Below are 15082 nucleotides of genomic sequence, written 5' to 3' on the forward strand. Positions count from 1 at the left end.
CCTCTCCGTCTCCGTCGCCGGACGGTCTGGTGACCCGGTCAGACTCACACGGCCCGCCCGCGTCCGCACGTCGGCGCCCGGAACGCGCCCGGGGCGGGCGGGGAGACCCCCACCCGCCCCGGTGCGGCCGCCGGCCGGGCTCAGCGGCGGCCCCGCCCCCCGCCGGAGCCGCCGTCCAGCAGCCCCGCCTTGCGCAGGGCGTCCGCCATCGCGCCGTTGGCGGGCGGCGGCGCCTGCCGGTCGCCGCCGCGGCCACCGCGCCGCTCCTGGCCGCCCCCGCCCTGGCGCTGCTGCGGCGGGCGGCCGGCCCCGCGCTCGCGCTGCGGCCGTCCGCCGCCGGAGGGCCGGCCGGCCGCCGCCTCGTCGTCCAGGCGCAGCGTCAGCGAGATCCGCTTGCGCGGCACGTCGACGTCGAGGACCTTCACCTTCACCACGTCACCCGGCTTCACCACCTCGCGCGGGTCCTTCACGAAGGTCCGCGACAGGGCGGACACGTGCACCAGGCCGTCCTGGTGAACGCCGACGTCCACGAACGCGCCGAACGCCGCCACGTTGGTGACGACCCCCTCCAGCACCATCCCCGCCGCCAGGTCGCCGATCTTCTCGACGCCCTCCTTGAAGGTGGCCGTGCGGAACGCCGGACGCGGGTCGCGGCCCGGCTTCTCCAGCTCCCGCAGGATGTCCGTGACGGTCGGCAGGCCGAAGGTCTCGTCGACGAAGTCGTCCGGGCGCAGCGACCGCAGCACGCCCGTGTCGCCGATCAGCGCCGCGACCTCGCCGCCGGTCGCCTTCACCATCCGCCGCACCACCGGGTACGCCTCCGGGTGCACCGCCGACGCGTCGAGCGGGTCGTCGCCGCCGCGGATCCGCAGGAAGCCCGCGCACTGCTCGTACGCCTTCGGGCCGAGGCGCGGCACGTCCTTCAGCGCCTTCCGCGACCGGAACGGCCCGTTGGCGTCCCGGTGGGCCACGATGTTCTCGGCCAGTCCGGCGCCGATGCCCGACACCCGGGAGAGGAGCGGCGCGGAGGCCGTGTTGACGTCGACGCCGACACCGTTCACGCAGTCCTCGACGACCGCGTCCAGCGACCGGGACAGCTTCACCTCGGACAGGTCGTGCTGGTACTGGCCGACCCCGATCGACTTCGGGTCGATCTTCACCAGCTCCGCGAGCGGGTCCTGCAGCCGCCGCGCGATCGACACCGCGCCGCGCAGCGACACGTCGAGCCCGGGCAGCTCCTGCGAGGCGAACGCCGACGCCGAGTACACCGACGCGCCCGCCTCCGACACCATCACCTTCGTCAGCCCCAGCTCGGGGTGGCGGGCGATGAGGTCCGCGGCGAGCCTGTCCGTCTCGCGCGACGCCGTGCCGTTGCCGACGGCGACGAGCTCCACGGCGTGCTCCTTCGCCAGCCGCGCCAGCGTCGCCAGCGACGCGTCCCACTTGTTCTGCGGCACGTGCGGGTGGATCGTGTCCGTCGCGACGACCTTGCCGGTCGCGTCGACGACAGCGACCTTGACGCCCGTGCGGTAGCCGGGGTCGAGGCCCAGGGTCGCCCGGGTCCCGGCGGGCGCGGCCAGCAGCAGGTCCCGCAGGTTCGCGGCGAACACCCGCACGGCCTCGTCCTCGGCGGCCGTGCGCAGCCGCAGCCGCAGGTCGATGCCGAGGTGCACCAGGACGCGGGTGCGCCACGCCCAGCGGACCGTGTCCGCGAGCCACCGGTCGGCCGGCCGGCCGCGGTCGGCGATCCCGAACCGCCGGGCGATCGTCCCCTCGTACGTGGAGGGGCCCTCGGTCGGCTCCTCCGGCTCCAGGACCAGCTCCAGCACGTCCTCCTTCTCGCCGCGCAGCATCGCCAGCACGCGGTGCGAGGGCAGCCGGGTGAACGGCTCCGCGAAGTCGAAGTAGTCGGCGAACTTGGCGCCCGCCTCCTCCTTGCCCGCGCGGACCTTCGCCACCAGCCGGCCGCGCGTCCACATCCGCTCGCGCAGCTCGCCGATCAGGTCGGCGTCCTCCGAGAACCGCTCGGTGAGGATCGCCCGCGCGCCCTCCAGCGCGGCCGCCGGGTCGGCGACGCCCCGGTCCGCGTCGACGAACGCGGCGGCGGCCGCCACCGGGTCCACCGACGGGTCCGCGAGCAGCCCGTCCGCCAGCGGTTCGAGCCCGGCCTCCCGGGCGATCTGCGCCTTGGTGCGCCGCTTCGGCTTGAACGGCAGGTAGATGTCCTCCAGGCGGGCCTTGGTGTCGGCCTCCCGGATGCGCGCCTGGAGCTCCTCGGTCAGCTTGCCCTGCTCACGCACGGAACCGAGGATCGCGGCGCGCCGGTCCTCCAGTTCCCGCAGGTAGCGCAGCCGCTCCTCCAGGGTGCGCAGCTGCGCGTCGTCGAGCATCCCGGTCGCTTCCTTGCGGTAGCGCGCGATGAACGGCACGGTCGAGCCGCCGTCCAGCAGCTCCACGGCCGCCTTGACCTGCCGCTCCCGTACGCCGAGTTCCTCGGCGATCCTGCCTTCGATGGACGTCGTCACGGTGTGTCCCGACCCGCCTTCCGGTGCTTCCAGATTGCGCTCGCATTCTGCCTGCCCGGGGCCGGATGTGTCGCATTCCCGGCACGTCGGTCCGCGGGGCGTGCCCGGCCGGCGCCGGGCACGCGCGCGTGCGGTCAGCTCCGCCCGGTGAGGTGGGGCGGGAACGCGCCGGCCGCGGCCGCCGCCGCGAGGAAGCCCTTGGCCAGCCCGGTGAGCCGTTCGACGCGGGCCGCGCCGAGGTGGGCGTACGGCGCCGTGTCCAGCCGGTCCGTGTGGTCCTCCACCTCCTCGCGCAGCGCGGTGCCCGCCTCGGTGAGCCCGCCCTCGGCGTCCATCAGCCCGCGTCCGCGCAGCCGCTCCACGGCGGCGTCCCAGTCGGACTGCTGCCAGCCGCGGGAGGCGAGCACCCAGCGCGGCGCGATGCCCGTGCCGGTCGCGGTGTGGCTGACGACGGCCTCCAGCGGGTCGAGGCCGGCGTTCAGCAGGGCGACCAGGTGGGCGTCCCCGCGGTGCTCGCGCAGCAGCGTCGCCGCGTGCCAGTACGCGAGGTGCGGGGCGTCCGGTACGGGCAGGTCGGCGTGCGCGGCGTACAGCGGCCGGGCGTGCCGGGTGCACGCCTCCGTCGCGTGCAGGGCCAGCTCGGCGGCCTCCGCCATGTCGGCCGAGTCGACGGCGTCGCCGAGCAGGCGCCGCAGGGTCCGGTCGGCCGCGCGCAGCCGCGCCGCGAGCACGTCCGCGGGGGACGCGGTGTCCCACACGGCGGGCAGGTGGCGGGCGATGAGGGCGTGGTTGAAGTTGTAGAAGGTGGCGGCGACCACTCCGGCGCCCACCGCGCCCATGGCGGCGGCGCGTCCCGCGAAGTAGGCGGCGTGCGGGTCGGCGACGCCGGCGCCGGCCAGCTCCTCGCCGAACTCGGGGGAGAAGTAGACGCTCGAGTGGAGGAGGTTGACCGGGTGGTGGCAGCGGCGCACGGCCCGCGGCGGGAGAGTCGTCATCGTCATGCCCCATACGTTACCGACCGGTCGGTACGGTTCCCAGGGGTCCGGTCAGCCCCGGTACGTGAAACGCGGCGGCCGCCGCTCCAGGAACGCGGCGACGCCTTCCGCCCGGTCCCCGCTCCCGCGCGCCTCCCGCGCCCAGTGCGCGTCCCGGTCGGTCAGCCCGGCGGCGAACTCCTTGGCGGCGGCCTGCGTCAGCGGCGACCGCGACAGCAGCACCCGGACGAACGCGTCGACCCGCCCCTCCAGCTCCCCGGCCGGCAGCACCTCGTCGACGAGCCCCGTGCGCAGCGCCCGCTCGTCGTCGATCAGCTCGGCGGAGAACAGCAGGTACTTCGCGGTGGCCGGCCCGACGAGGGAGACCAGCCGCCGGGTGGACGAGGAGGGGTAGACGATGCCCAGCTTCGCCGGGGTCACCCCGAACCGGGCGCCCGCCTCCGCGAACCGCAGGTCGCAGGCGGCGGCGAGCTGGCAGCCGCCGCCCACGCAGTAACCGCGCACGGCGGCGAGGGTCGGCCGGGGGAAGGCGGCCAGGGCCTCCTCCGCGCGCACGGCCAGCGACTGCTGGCGGTCGTCCGGCTCGTGCAGCGTCGAGATGTCGGCCCCGGCGCAGAACGTGTCGCCCTCGCCGGTCAGCACCAGGGCCCGCACGTCCCGGTCGGCGGCCAGCTCCTCCAGCAGCTCCGGCAGGGCCCGCCACATGGCGGCGGTCATGGCGTTGCGCTTGGCCGGGTTGCTGATGACGACGGTGGCGACCCCGTCCGCGACGCGGTGCTCCAGCTGCGGCTCCATGCGCCGGATGCTATCCGGGGACCCCGGCCGTACGACCGGGGAGGGGCGCCGCGGGCGCGTCAGAAGGCGATCAGGAACGACCGAACCCATAAGGGTCGCTTACAAGAACGAGCGAAGCAGCTTGACAAGCGGTCAGTTCCGACCACCTGCCCGGGGTCCGTGCCCCGGGGCCAACACTCGGTCCGTGGCGACAATCGAGCACGAGGGCAGGAGCCGGACCATGGAGAGCCGCGGAAGCGTCCCGGCCCGGCCGCCGTCGTACGAAAGAGTCTGGCGCTTCACCGCACCCACGGTGGACGCCTCCGTACCACGGGCCCGGCACGCCGTCCGGGACCTGCTGGAGGGTCAGGAGGTCCCGGTCGCCGACGACGTCGTGCAGGGGCTGCTCCTGGTCGTCTCCGAGCTGGTGACCAACGCCGTGCGGCACGCGGCGCCGCTCTCCCCGCAGATGGCGGTGGAGGTCGCGGTCGGCGCCGAGTGGGTGCGGGTCGCCGTCGAGGACGACCACCCGTACCGGCCGAAGGCGCTGGAGACCGACCACGGCCGGACCGGCGGCCGCGGCCTGCTCCTGGTCCGCGAGATCACCCGCGAGGCCGGCGGCTCCTGCGACGTCGAGCACGCCCCGGGCGGCGGCAAGGTCGTCTGGGCCGCGCTGCCCCGCTGACCCGGCGCCGCCGGCCCGGCCCCGGCCGCCCTCCGGCGCCCGGAACGCGGACGCCCCCGGCCGCGTACGGCCGGGGGCGCACCACCGGGGCCGGTCCGGGCGTCAGGGGCTCACCAGCCGCCGGCCGCCCCCGTCAGCTCCCTGACGGCCGGACGGGCCGCGTCCAGGACGGTCATGAACCAGGCGGAGAACGGCGCCGACGCGTGCCGCTCGGCCAGCTCCGCCGCCGTCACGAAGGCGGTCTCCTCCACCTCCTCCGGGTCCGGCCGCAGCGGGGCCTGCACCATCCCCACGAAGAGGTGGTTGTACTCCTGCTCCACCAGGCCCGACGCCGGGTCCGGGTGGTTGTAGCGGACGGTCCCCGCCTCGGCCATCAGCGACGGCGACACCCCCAGCTCCTCGGACACCCGCCGCGCGGCCGCCGTGAACGGCGCCTCGCCCGGGTAGGGGTGCCCGCAGCAGGTGTTCGACCAGACGCCCGGCGAGTGGTACTTGCCGAGCGCCCGGCGCTGGAGCAGCAGCCGCCCCTCCTCGTCGAAGAGGAACACCGAGAACGCCCGGTGCAGCCGGCCGGGCGCCTGGTGCGCGGAGAGCTTCTCGGCCGTGCCGATGGTGGTGCCGTCCTCGTCGACCAGTTCGAGCATGATCGACGGCGCGGCTCCGTTCGGCGAGCTGCTCGCCGCGGTGGCGGGTGTGGTCGGCATAACCATCCTTCGCATCTGTTCTCGGCCCTGTGGGGCCATCCTCAGTCTGCCGTACGGGGGCCGCCCGCCGGCGCATCGCGTTCGCGTACCCCGGCCGGACGCGGCCCCCGTGTGGTTCAGACGCCGAACGCGGGCGGATAGGTGATCGTGCCCGGGGGCACCTCACCCCGGGCGTCCAGCCGGAGCGCCATCATCGCCTCGTCCGGGACGTCGAAGGACGCCCGGATCCCGTACCGCGAGGCCGGGACGAAACCGAAGCGCGGGTAGTACTCCGGGTGGCCGAGCACCAGCACCAGCGGCTCGCCGGCCAGCCGCGCCGCGTCCAGGACCGCCCGTACGACGGCCTGGCCGGCGCCGCGCCGCTGGTGCTCCGGGGCGACCGCCACCGGGGCCAGCGCCGCGGCCGGGGCGTCCCCGACGCGGCAGCGGGTGATCAGCGCGTACGCGGCGATCGAGCCGTCCGGCGCCTCGGCGACGTACGACAGGCCCGGCAGCCAGGCGTCCGGGTCGGTGCGTAGCGCGTCGACGAGGTCCGCCTCCGCGGAGGTCTCGAAGGCCGCCGCGTTCACCGCGTGGACGGAGGCGCGGTCGGCTTCCGTCTCGGGACGGGTCCGCCAGCGGGGGAGGGGAGAGGGGAGGACGGTGTGGGTGGAGTCGTCGTGGGACAACGTGGAAACCCCTTGGATGAGCGGGTCCCCGGCCTGTCGTGTCAGCCGGACACCCGGGAGCCTGAGTGGGAACGGAACTCTTCGCCGCCGAGGACGGCGCTGACCGCTGCGGTCATCGAACCCAGCTCCTCTCCACGATCCGGTCGGGTGTCTCCCGTCCGCAGCCTAACAGCCGGGTGATCAGTGGCACAGGCCCGCCTCGTGCTCCGCGTGCCCGCTCGGCTCCAGCTGGAACGTGCAGTGCTCCACGTCGAAATGGCCGACCAGGCACTCCTGGAGCTCGTGCAGCATCTTCTCGTGGCCGGCCCCGTCGAGCACGCTCGCCTCCACGACCACGTGCGCCGACAGCACCGGCATGCCCGACGTGATCGTCCAGGCGTGCAGGTCGTGGACGTCCTCCACCCCCGGCAGCGCCAGCAGGTGCGCCCGCACCTCCGTCATGTCCACGCCCTTCGGCGCCGCCTCCAGCAGCACGTCCAGCGTCTCCCGGAGCAGCTTCACCGTACGCGGGACGATCATCACGGCGATCACCAGCGACGCGATCGGGTCCGCCGCCTGCCACCCCGTGGCCAGGATCACCCCGGCGGCCACCAGCACCGTCACCGACCCCAGCGCGTCCGCCAGCACCTCCAGATAGGCGCCGCGCACGTTGAGGCTGTCCTTCTGCCCGCGCACCAGCAGCGACAGGGACACCATGTTCGCGGCCAGGCCGACCAGGGCGAAGACGACCGTGAGCCCGCCCTTCGTGTCCGCCGGCGTGACGAACCGCTGGACCGCCTCGAACAGGACGTACCCGCCGGCGCCCAGGAGCAGCAGGCAGTTCGCCAGCGCCGCCAGGATCTCGGCGCGGGCGTACCCGTACGTGCGGTTCACGGTGGCCGGGCGGTTCGCCATGTGGATGGCGAGCAGCGCCATGCCCAGGCCGACCGCGTCGGTCGCCATGTGCGTCGCGTCCGCGATCAGGGCGAGCGAGTCGGCGAGGATGCCGCCGACGATCTCCACGACCATCACGGAGAGCGTGATGGCGAGGGCGACCCGTAGCCGCCAGCGGTGTGCGGCGCCGGCCGTGCCGGTCGGCGGCGGCCCTCCGTGCGTGTGCCCGTGGTCGTGCCCAGCCCCCATGAGGACGCCTCCCGATCAGATCAGTGACTGCCTTCCGAGCGGTCAGTCAACTACGGGTGGGGGGTATGGGCAAGCTGAGGCTGAACACCGTTGTCATTGCCTCTGACCTGCGCTTCTCCGCCCCCCGCGACATCCGGCCACCTCCTGCGCCGAACCGGCCGGTCCACCGCCGGCCGGGAGGGCGCGGCCCCGGGGTTTGTGGGCCGAGCCGATGATCGACGATGATGACCCCGCCGCCGGGCCGGGCGCCGCCGGCCGGGGAAACCTCGGTGAGCTGCGCCTTCCGTTCATCCGATAGCCTCTGCCGACGTGCCGCCGCCCGCGACCGGGCCGAGCCGCCGCGCCCCAGCAGCTGTCAGCTCCAAGGAGTGAGTTCGTCTGTCGACCGCCATCCTCACCGGTCCTCCGGTACCCGGATCGCCGCTCGAGGGCGATCTGCGGTCGCTGGGCTTCGAGATCCGCACCGCCGCAGACCCGCGGGAGACCGCCGCGCTGCTCGCCGCCGTACCGGCCGGTGAGCGCGTCGCCGTCGTCGACCCGCGCTTCGTCGGCCACCGGCACGCGCTGCGACTGGCCCTGACCGACCCCCGGTTCGCCGCGGGCGCGGCCCCGGGCGTCCTCACCGCGCAGCCGGAGGCCCGCCCGTCCCTGACCCGCGCCCTCGCGGCCCTGCCCGCCGGTGAGCCCCTGCCCGCCGACGGATCCGCGCCCGCCGGTGGGCCCGCGACGCTGCCCGACGCGCTCGCCGCCGCCCTGGAGGCCGACGGCGTCACCGTCCACCGGCCCGAGCTCGGGTCGCTGGTCGCCGCCGTACCCACCGGCCCGCAGACCCGCAAGGAGACCCGCGACGCCGTCGCGGCCGTGGACGACGAGGCCGTGCGCCTCCGCTCCGCCGTGAAGTCCCGCGACGGCTTCTTCACCACCTTCTGCATCAGCCCGTACTCGCGCTACCTCGCCCGCTGGTGCGCCCGCCGGGGCCTCACCCCGAACCAGGTCACCACCGCCTCGCTGGTCACCGCGCTGATCGCGGCCGGCTGCGCGGCGACCGGCACCCGCGGCGGCTTCGTCGCGGCCGGGCTGCTGCTCCTCCTCTCCTTCGTCCTGGACTGCACGGACGGGCAGCTCGCCCGCTACTCCCTGCAGTACTCGACGCTCGGCGCGTGGCTCGACGCCACCTTCGACCGGGCCAAGGAGTACGCGTACTACGCGGGCCTCGCCCTCGGCGCCGCCCGCGGCGGCGACGACGTGTGGGCGCTCGCCCTCGGCGCGATGGTCCTCCAGACCTGCCGCCACGTCGTCGACTTCTCCTTCAACGAGGCCAACCACGACGCCGTGGGCAACACCAGCCCCACCGCCGCCCTCTCCGACCGGCTCGACGGCGTCGGCTGGACGGTCTGGGTGCGGCGCATGATCGTCCTCCCGATCGGCGAGCGCTGGGCGATGATCGCGGTCCTCACCGCCGTCACCACCCCGCGCGTCGTCTTCTACGCCCTGCTCGCCGGCTGCGCCTTCGCCGCCTGCTACACCACCGCCGGACGCGTCCTGCGCTCCCTCACCCGCAGGGCGAGCCGCACCGACCGCGCCGCCCGGGCCCTCGCGGACCTCGCCGACAGCGGCCCCCTCGCGGAGGCCGCCGCCAAGGCGACCCGCCGCCTGGCCCGCCCGGTCGGCGGCCGCACCCCGTACGCCCTGGCCGGCGCGGCCGTGCTCCTGGCCGCCGCGTGCGCCGCCCCGCTCGGCGGCCCCCTCGTCGTCCTGGCGGCGCTCCTGTACGCCGTGGCCTCCGGCGCCGCCGTGGCCCGGCCCCTCACGGGCGCCCTCGACTGGCTCGTCCCGCCCGTCCTGCGCGCCGCCGAGTACGGCGCGGTCCTCGCCCTCGCCGCCCGCGCCGACGCCCCCGGGGCCCTCCCGGCGGCGTTCGGGCTGGTCGCGGCCGTCGCCTACCATCACTACGACACGGTGTACCGCATCCGCGGCGGTACCGGCGCGCCGCCCGCCCGGCTGGTGCGGGCGCTCGGCGGCCACGAGGGGCGCACGCTGCTGGTGGCGGTCCTCGCCGCCCTCCTGGCGACCGGCGGCGGAGACGGCTTCACCCTGGCGCTCGCCGCCCTCGCCGGCGCCGTGGCGCTGGTGGGGCTCGCGGAGTCCATCCGCTTCTGGGTGTCCTCCGGAGCACCCGCCGTACACGACGAAGGAGAACCCGCATGATCGGCCTCGTACTCGCAGCCGGTGCCGGACGACGTCTGCGTCCCTACACCGACACGCTTCCGAAGGCCCTCGTGCCGGTCGACGGGGACAAGGCCGTCCTCGACCTCACCCTCGCCAACTTCGCGGAGGTCGGCCTCACCGAGGCCGCGATCGTCGTCGGCTACCGCAAGGAGGCCGTGTACGAGCGGAAGGCGGCCCTGGAGGCCGCGTACGGGGTGAAGCTCACCCTGATCGACAACGACAAGGCCGAGGAGTGGAACAACGCCTACTCCCTGTGGTGCGCCCGTGACGTGCTGCGGGAGGGCGTCATCCTCGCCAACGGCGACACCGTCCACCCCGTCTCCGTCGAGCGGACCCTCCTCGCGGCCCGCGGCGGCGACCGGCGGATCATCCTCGCCCTCGACACGGTGAAGTCCCTCGCGGACGAGGAGATGAAGGTCGTCGCCGAGGACGGCCTCGGCGTCCGCCGCATCACCAAGCTCATGGACCCGGCCGCGGCCACCGGCGAGTACATCGGCGTCACCCTCATCGAGCCCCAGGCCGCCGACGACCTCGCCGACGCCCTGCGGACCACCTTCGAGCGCGACCCCGACCTGTACTACGAGGACGGCTACCAGGAGCTCGTCCACCGCGGCTTCCGGATCGACGTGGCCCCCATCGGAGACGTCCGCTGGGTGGAGATCGACAACCACGACGACCTCGCGAAGGGCCGTGAGATCGCGTGCCTGTACTGACCCGGCTCATCCCCTCGCCGGTCGTCGTCGACATCAGCGACGGTGCCATGGACAAGCTGGCCGGCCTCCTGGCCGACCAGCGGATCTCCGCGTCCGGCACGCTCGCGATGGCCGTCAGCAACGGCTCCGGCCGCGCCCTGCGCGAGAAGCTGGAGCCGCTGCTGCCCGACGCGCACTGGTACACGGTCGAGGACGGCACCATCGACTCCGCCGTCCGCCTCGCCGACGCCATCCGCGGCAAGCGGTACGACGCGGTCGTCGGCGTCGGCGGCGGCAAGATCATCGACGTGACGAAGTACGCCGCGGCACGCGTCGGCCTGCCCATGGTCGCCGTCGCGACGAACCTCTCCCACGACGGCATCTGCTCCCCGGTCGCCACCCTCGACAACGACAACGGCCGCGGCTCGTACGGCGTGCCCTCGCCGATCGCGATGGTCATCGACCTCGACGTGATCCGCCGGGCCCCCGCGCGGTACGTCCGCTCCGGCATCGGCGAGGCGATCTCCAACATCTCCGCCATCGCGGACTGGCAGCTCTCCCACCGGGTCACCGGCGAGAGCGTCGACGGCCTCGCCGCCGCCATGGCCCGCACCGCCGGCGAGTCCGTGCTCCGCCACCCCGGCGGCCTCGGCGACGACGAGTTCCTCGTCGTCCTCGCCGAGGCGCTCGTGCTCGGCGGGATCGCCATGTCGATCAGCGGCGACAGCCGGCCCTCGTCCGGCGCCTGCCACGAGATCAGCCACGCCTTCGACCTGCTGTACCCGGCGCGCCGCGCCCTCCACGGCGAGCAGTGCGGGCTCGGCGCCGCCTTCGCGATGCACCTGCGCGGCGCCCGCGACGACGCCGGCCTCTTCGCCGAGGTCCTCCGCCGGCACGGGCTGCCGGTGCTGCCCGAGGAGATCGGGTTCACCCCGGACGAGTTCGCCGCGACCGTGGCGTACGCGCCGCAGACCCGCCCCGGGCGCTTCACGATCCTGGAACACCTCGACCTGTCCACCGACCAGATCAGGGACGCGTACGCCGACTATGCAAAAACCATCGGTAGCTGAGCTCCGCCCCGTCGTCCACCCGCCGGGTGTGAAGGACCGGCGCAGCGGCGAGCACTGGGGCGGCCGCCTCTACATGCGCGAGGTCTCGCTGCGCGTGACCCGCCACCTGGTCACGACGCGGGTCACGCCGAACCAGCTGACGTACGTGATGACGGTCGCCGGCGTCCTCGCCGCCCCGGCCCTCCTCGTCCCCGGCATTCCCGGGGCGCTGCTCGGCGTGCTCATGGTCCAGCTGTACCTGCTGCTCGACTGCGTCGACGGCGAGGTCGCCCGCTGGAAGAAGCAGTTCTCGCTGGGCGGCGTCTACCTGGACCGCGTCGGCGCCTACCTGTGCGACGCGGCCGTGCTCGTCGGCTTCGGCCTGCGCGCCGCCGACCTGTGGGGCGGCGGCCGCGTCGACTGGCTGTGGGCCTTCCTCGGCACGCTCGCCGCGCTCGGAGCCGTACTGATCAAGGCGGAGACCGACCTCGTCGGCGTCGCCCGGCACCAGGGCGGGCTGCCGCCGGTCAAGGAGGCGGCGTCCGAGCCGCGCTCGTCCGGCCTCGCGCTGGCCCGCCGGGCCGCCGCGGCGATCAAGTTCCACCGGCTCGTCCTGGGCATCGAGGCCAGCCTGCTCATCCTGGTCCTCGCCGTCGCCGACACGGTCCGCGACGACCTGTTCTTCAGCCGCCTGGGCGTCGCCGTCCTCGCCGGCATCGCCCTGCTGCAGACCCTCCTGCACCTGGTGTCGATCCTCGCGTCGAGCAGGCTGAGGTGACCGCGTGAAGCTCGGTGCCGTCATCATCACCATGGGCGACCGCCCCGACGACCTGAACGCCCTCATCGAGTCCGTCGCCCGCCAGGACGGCGAGCCGGTCGAGGTCGTCGTCGTCGGCAACGGCGCCCCCGTCCGCGGCGTCCCCGGCTGGGTCCGCACCGTCGACCTGCCCGAGAACCTGGGCATCCCCGGCGGCCGCAACGTCGGCATCGAGGCGTTCGGCCCGAACGGCTCCGACGTCGACGTGCTGCTCTTCCTCGACGACGACGGGCTGCTGCCCCGCAAGGACACCGCGGAGCTCATCCGGCAGGCCTTCGCCGCCGACCCGGAGCTGGGCATCCTCAGCTTCCGCATCGCCGACCCGGAGACCGGCGTCACGCAGCGGCGGCACGTGCCCCGGCTGCGGGCCTCCGACCCGATGCGGTCCTCCCGCGTCACGACGTTCCTCGGCGGCGCCAGCGCCGTCCGGTCGAAGGTCGTCGAGGAGGTGGGGCCGCTGCCCGGCGAGTTCTTCTACGCGCACGAGGAGACCGACCTCGCCTGGCGGGCCCTGGACGCCGGCTGGATGATCGACTACCGGTCGGACATGGTGCTCCACCACCCCACGACCGCCCCGTCCCGGCACGCCGTGTACCACCGGATGGTCGCGCGGAACCGGGTGTGGCTGGCGCGCCGCAACCTGCCCGCGCCGCTGGTCCCGGTGTACGTCGGGGTGTGGCTGCTGCTCACCCTCCTGAGGCGCCCGTCGGGGGCCGCGCTGAAGGCGTGGTTCGGGGGCTTCAAGGAGGGCTGGACGACGCCCTGCGGGCCCCGGCGGCCCATGAGGTGGCGCACGGTGTGGCGCCTCACGCGACTGGGCCGTCCGCCCGTCATCTGACAAGCTCGGACCCGGCGGCACCGGTGTCCGGGAAGGGCCGCCGCCCTCTCCGGACACCCCGGCGCCGCACCCCTCCCGCCCCCCGCCTCGTGAACACGAAAGTTTCGACCTGTGAGTGAGACAACCCACGACCGAGCGGTCGCCGTGAGTGTCCCGCCCTCGCCCGACGACGGCCTGACGCCGGCCGAACTGGCCGCCAAGTACGGCCTGTCGGTGAGCGGCGCCCGCCCGGGCCTGGCGGAGTACGTCCGGCAGCTGTGGGGACGGCGTCATTTCATCCTGACGTTCTCCCAGGCGAAGCTCACGGCCCAGTACAGCCAGGCCCGGCTCGGCCAGCTGTGGCAGGTGGCCACGCCCCTGCTGAACGCCGCGGTGTACTTCGCGATCTTCGGACTGATCCTCGAGGCCGGCCGGGGCATGGACAAGAAGGTCTACGTCCCGTTCCTGGTGACGGGCGTCTTCGTGTTCATGTTCACGCAGACGTCCGTCATGTCCGGCGTGAAGTCGATCTCCGGCAACCTGGGCCTGGTGCGGGCGCTGCACTTCCCGCGCGCCTCGCTGCCCATCTCGCTGGCCCTCCAGCAGCTCCAGCAGCTGCTGTACTCGATGCTCGTGCTGTTCGTCATCGTGGCGGTGTTCGGCAGCTACCCCTCGCTCGCCTGGCTGCTGATCCTGCCCGCGCTGGCGCTGCAGTTCACGTTCAACACCGGCCTCGCGCTGATCATGGCCAGGCTCGGCAGCAAGACCCCCGACCTCGCCCAGCTGATGCCCTTCGTCATGCGGACGTGGATGTACGCGTCGGGCGTGATGTTCTCCATCCCGATCATGCTCCAGGACAAGCCGGCGTGGATCGCCGAGGTCCTGATGTACAACCCCGCGGCGGTCTACATGGACCTCATCCGCTTCGCGCTGATCGAGGGGTACACCTCCGACAACCTGCCCGACCACGTCTGGCTGGCCGCGCTGCTGTGGGCGGTCGTCGTCGGCGTCGCCGGGTTCGTGTTCTTCTGGAAGGCTGAGGAGCGGTACGGCCGTGGCTGACGACATCGACGGCGCCCGCCCGACCGGGTCCCGCATCCCCACCGTCATCGCCGACGACGTGCACATCGTGTACCGCGTCAACGGCGGCGGGGTCGCGGGCCGGGGCAGCGCCACGGCGGCGCTCAGCCGCATCCTGCGCCGGGACAAGGGCGAGAGCCGCGGCGTCCGCAAGGTCCACGCCGTGCGCGGCGTCTCCTTCACCGCCTACCGGGGCGAGGCCATCGGCCTCATCGGCACCAACGGCTCCGGCAAGTCCACCCTGCTGCGCGCCATCGCCGGCCTGCTGCCCACCGAGCACGGCAAGGTCTACACCGACGGCCAGCCCTCGCTCCTCGGCGTCAACGCCGCGCTCATGGGCGACCTGACCGGCGAGCGCAACGTCATCCTCGGCGGCCTCGCCATGGGCATGTCCCGCGAGGAGATCAAGGAGCGCTACCAGGACATCGTCGACTTCTCCGGCATCAACGAGAAGGGCGACTTCATCACCCTGCCCATGCGGACCTACTCCTCCGGGATGGGCGCCCGGCTGCGCTTCGCCATCGCCGCCGCCAAGAACCACGACGTCCTCATGATCGACGAGGCGCTGGCCACCGGCGACCGCAAGTTCCAGATCCGCTCCGAGGAGCGCATCCGCGAGCTGCGCAAGGAGGCCGGCACGGTCTTCCTCGTCAGTCACAGCAACAAGTCGATCCGCGACACCTGCGACCGCGTCCTGTGGCTGGAAAAGGGCGAGCTCCTGATGGACGGGCCGACCGACGAGGTCCTCCGGGCGTACGAGAGGGAGACCGGCCGCTAGCCGGACCCGACCGGAGGGTCGCACGTCACACCGCCGGGGCCCCGGCCGGACCATCCGGCCCGGGCCCCGCGCCGTGAGCCGATCATGTACCGCACGGTGGACGACGTAAGCTGTACCGGTTCGTTTCACGCCACGTGCGGTGGTAGC

The 15082-nt window shown here is 74.0% G+C and carries 14 protein-coding genes; 8 read left to right on the forward strand and 6 right to left on the reverse strand.

Annotated features, from left to right (window positions below):
* Positions 1-140 precede the first annotated feature (140 nt).
* The 3 genes from IE106_RS20830 to IE106_RS20840 all read right to left on the reverse strand — a co-directional run bounded on the left by IE106_RS20830 (position 141) and on the right by IE106_RS20840 (position 4315).
* Entirely contained in the window at positions 141-2525 is a 2385-nt protein-coding gene (locus tag IE106_RS20830) for a Tex family protein (RefSeq protein ID WP_189536285.1), read from the reverse strand.
* A gap of 134 nt (positions 2526-2659) precedes the next feature.
* A complete protein-coding gene (locus IE106_RS20835) occupies positions 2660-3520 on the reverse strand; it encodes an SCO6745 family protein (RefSeq protein ID WP_189536557.1) in 861 nt (286 codons plus the stop codon).
* Positions 3521-3571: 51 nt separating this feature from the next.
* Positions 3572-4315 carry an enoyl-CoA hydratase/isomerase family protein gene (locus IE106_RS20840; RefSeq protein ID WP_189536287.1) on the reverse strand — a complete coding sequence of 248 codons (744 nt, stop codon included), beginning with the start codon at positions 4313-4315 and terminating at the stop codon, positions 3572-3574.
* A gap of 220 nt (positions 4316-4535) precedes the next feature.
* On the opposite strand from IE106_RS20840, the gene IE106_RS20845 reads away from it, so the two are divergent.
* Positions 4536-4979 (forward strand): ATP-binding protein, encoded by a 444-nt coding sequence (locus tag IE106_RS20845; protein ID WP_189536559.1) that lies wholly within the window; start codon positions 4536-4538, stop codon positions 4977-4979.
* Positions 4980-5089: 110 nt separating this feature from the next.
* Here IE106_RS20845 and idi read toward each other — a convergent pair whose 3' ends face one another.
* The 3 genes from idi to IE106_RS20860 all read right to left on the reverse strand — a co-directional run bounded on the left by idi (position 5090) and on the right by IE106_RS20860 (position 7473).
* Positions 5090-5683, reverse strand: coding sequence for an isopentenyl-diphosphate Delta-isomerase (gene idi, locus IE106_RS20850; RefSeq protein ID WP_189536289.1), 594 nt, complete (start codon positions 5681-5683; stop codon positions 5090-5092).
* A gap of 116 nt (positions 5684-5799) precedes the next feature.
* The gene (locus IE106_RS20855) at positions 5800-6351 is read right to left on the reverse strand and encodes a GNAT family N-acetyltransferase (protein WP_189536291.1); all 552 of its coding nucleotides are present in this window, start codon (positions 6349-6351) and stop codon (positions 5800-5802) included.
* Positions 6352-6531: 180 nt separating this feature from the next.
* Entirely contained in the window at positions 6532-7473 is a 942-nt protein-coding gene (locus IE106_RS20860) for a cation diffusion facilitator family transporter (RefSeq protein ID WP_189536292.1), read from the reverse strand.
* Between the two features lie 378 nt (positions 7474-7851).
* Here IE106_RS20860 and IE106_RS20865 point away from each other — a divergent pair, with 378 nt between their 5' ends.
* The 7 genes from IE106_RS20865 (at position 7852) to IE106_RS20895 (ending at position 14935) form a co-directional block, all read left to right on the forward strand.
* Positions 7852-9681, forward strand: coding sequence for a DUF5941 domain-containing protein (locus IE106_RS20865; protein ID WP_189536561.1), 1830 nt, complete (start codon positions 7852-7854; stop codon positions 9679-9681).
* On the forward strand, positions 9678-10415 hold the full coding sequence (locus IE106_RS20870; RefSeq protein ID WP_189536294.1) for a phosphocholine cytidylyltransferase family protein: 738 nt from the start codon (positions 9678-9680) through the stop codon (positions 10413-10415). The genes IE106_RS20865 and IE106_RS20870 overlap by 4 nt, the downstream gene beginning before the upstream one ends.
* A complete protein-coding gene (locus IE106_RS20875) occupies positions 10403-11464 on the forward strand; it encodes an iron-containing alcohol dehydrogenase family protein (protein ID WP_189536296.1) in 1062 nt (353 codons plus the stop codon). Before IE106_RS20870 ends, IE106_RS20875 begins: the two co-directional genes overlap by 13 nt.
* Positions 11442-12221: a CDP-alcohol phosphatidyltransferase family protein gene (locus IE106_RS20880; RefSeq protein WP_189536298.1), complete on the forward strand. Its 780-nt coding sequence runs from the start codon at positions 11442-11444 to the stop codon at positions 12219-12221. Before IE106_RS20875 ends, IE106_RS20880 begins: the two co-directional genes overlap by 23 nt.
* A 4-nt stretch (positions 12222-12225) precedes the next feature.
* Positions 12226-13098 (forward strand): glycosyltransferase family 2 protein, encoded by an 873-nt coding sequence (locus IE106_RS20885; RefSeq protein ID WP_189536300.1) that lies wholly within the window; start codon positions 12226-12228, stop codon positions 13096-13098.
* A gap of 111 nt (positions 13099-13209) precedes the next feature.
* Positions 13210-14139: an ABC transporter permease gene (locus tag IE106_RS20890; protein WP_189536302.1), complete on the forward strand. Its 930-nt coding sequence runs from the start codon at positions 13210-13212 to the stop codon at positions 14137-14139.
* Complete coding sequence (locus IE106_RS20895; protein WP_189536304.1) at positions 14132-14935, forward strand: ABC transporter ATP-binding protein; 804 nt, start codon at positions 14132-14134, stop codon at positions 14933-14935. Before IE106_RS20890 ends, IE106_RS20895 begins: the two co-directional genes overlap by 8 nt.
* Positions 14936-15082: the final 147 nt, after the last annotated feature.

It is taken from the genome of Streptomyces roseolilacinus, assembly GCF_014649335.1.
Lineage (GTDB): Bacteria > Actinomycetota > Actinomycetes > Streptomycetales > Streptomycetaceae > Streptomyces > Streptomyces roseolilacinus.

Coding starts and splice junctions, on each gene's coding strand:
- IE106_RS20860 (WP_189536292.1), bottom strand. CDS start 7,473: ATGGGGGCTGGGCACGACCACGGGCACACGCACGGAGGGCCGCCGCCG.
- IE106_RS20840 (WP_189536287.1), bottom strand. CDS start 4,315: ATGGAGCCGCAGCTGGAGCACCGCGTCGCGGACGGGGTCGCCACCGTC.
- IE106_RS20845 (WP_189536559.1), top strand. CDS start 4,536: ATGGAGAGCCGCGGAAGCGTCCCGGCCCGGCCGCCGTCGTACGAAAGA.
- IE106_RS20835 (WP_189536557.1), bottom strand. CDS start 3,520: ATGACGACTCTCCCGCCGCGGGCCGTGCGCCGCTGCCACCACCCGGTC.
- IE106_RS20880 (WP_189536298.1), top strand. CDS start 11,442: ATGCAAAAACCATCGGTAGCTGAGCTCCGCCCCGTCGTCCACCCGCCG.
- idi (WP_189536289.1), bottom strand. CDS start 5,683: ATGCCGACCACACCCGCCACCGCGGCGAGCAGCTCGCCGAACGGAGCC.
- IE106_RS20870 (WP_189536294.1), top strand. CDS start 9,678: ATGATCGGCCTCGTACTCGCAGCCGGTGCCGGACGACGTCTGCGTCCC.